This is a genomic window from Kocuria oceani, from assembly GCF_029524215.1.
GTDB lineage: Bacteria > Actinomycetota > Actinomycetes > Actinomycetales > Micrococcaceae > Kocuria > Kocuria oceani.
The window spans coordinates 1-1465 of sequence record NZ_JARAMH010000049.1 but is presented as its reverse complement, the minus strand read 5'-3'; the positions used below and the strand labels follow the sequence as shown (position 1 = coordinate 1465).

The following is a 1465-nucleotide window of genomic DNA, read 5'->3' as shown; positions in this document are numbered from 1 at the left end:
GGGGGGTGGGGTGTGGGGTAAGTTGTCGGCGTATTAGTACCGGTCGGCTGCACACGTCGTTGGTTCGTGCTTCCACCTCCGGCCTATCAACCCAGTGGTCTCGCTGGGGGCCTCTCACCCTTGCGGGTCTGGAAATCTCATCTCGAAGCGAGCTTCCCGCTTAGATGCTTTCAGCGGTTATCTCTTCCGAACGTAGCGAAGCAGCGGTGCACCTGGCGGTACAACTGCCATACCAGAGGTTCGTCCGTCCCGGTCCTCTCGTACTAAGGACAGGTCTTCTCAAATTTCCTGCGCGCGCAGCGGATAGGGACCGAACTGTCTCACGACGTTCTGAACCCAGCTCGCGTACCGCTTTAATGGGCGAACAGCCCAACCCTTGGGACCAACTCCAGCCCCAGGATGCGACGAGCCGACATCGAGGTGCCAAACCATGCCGTCGATATGGACTCTTGGGCAAGATCAGCCTGTTATCCCCGAGGTACCTTTTATCCGTTGAGCGACGGCCATTCCACAATGTACCGCCGGATCACTAGTCCCGACTTTCGTCCCTGCTCGAGCTGTCGCTCTCACAGTCAAGCTCCCTTGTGCACTTACACTCGACACCTGATTGCCAACCAGGCTGAGGGAACCTTTGGGCGCCTCCGTTACTCTTTAGGAGGCAACCGCCCCAGTTAAACTACCCATCAGGCACTGTCCCTGACCCGGATCACGGGCCGAAGTTAGATGTCCAGAGTGACCAGAGTGGTATTTCAACGTTGACTCCACCGGCACTGGCGTGCCCGCTTCACCGTCTCCCACCTATCCTACACAAGCCACACCGAACACCAATACCAAACTATAGTAAAGGTCTCGGGGTCTTTCCGTCCTGCTGCGCGTAACGAGCATCTTTACTCGTACTGCAATTTCGCCGAGTTCATGGTTGAGACAGCGGGGAAGTCGTTACTCCATTCGTGCAGGTCGGAACTTACCCGACAAGGAATTTCGCTACCTTAGGATGGTTATAGTTACCACCGCCGTTTACTGGGGCTTAAATTCTCCGCTTCGCCGTGAGGCTAACGGGTCCTCTTAACCTTCCAGCACCGGGCAGGAGTCAGTCCGTATACCTCGTCTTGCGACTTCGCACGGACCTGTGTTTTTGATAAACAGTCGCTTCCCCCTGGTCTCTGCGGCCCTTACCCGCTCGCACCAGCTAGTGGTGTCCACGGTCCGGGCCCCCCTTCTCCCGAAGTTACGGGGGCATTTTGCCGAGTTCCTTAACCATGATTCTCTCGATCGCCTTAGTATTCTCTACCTGATCACCTGTGTCGGTTTGGGGTACGGGCGGCTGGAACCTCGCGTCGATGCTTTTCTCGGCAGCATAGGATCACCGAATCCCCCCACGGATGGGGGTCCCGTCACGTCTCAGGCACGTGATCCGCGGATTTGCCAACGGATCGCCCTACACGCTTAGACCGGGTCTACCATC

1 rRNA gene is annotated in these 1465 nt (G+C 57.2%); it reads right to left on the bottom strand.

What is annotated here, in order from left to right:
• Window positions 1–13 precede the first annotated feature (13 nt).
• A 23S ribosomal RNA gene (locus tag PU704_RS19900) occupies window positions 14–1465 on the bottom strand; the annotation flags it as partial.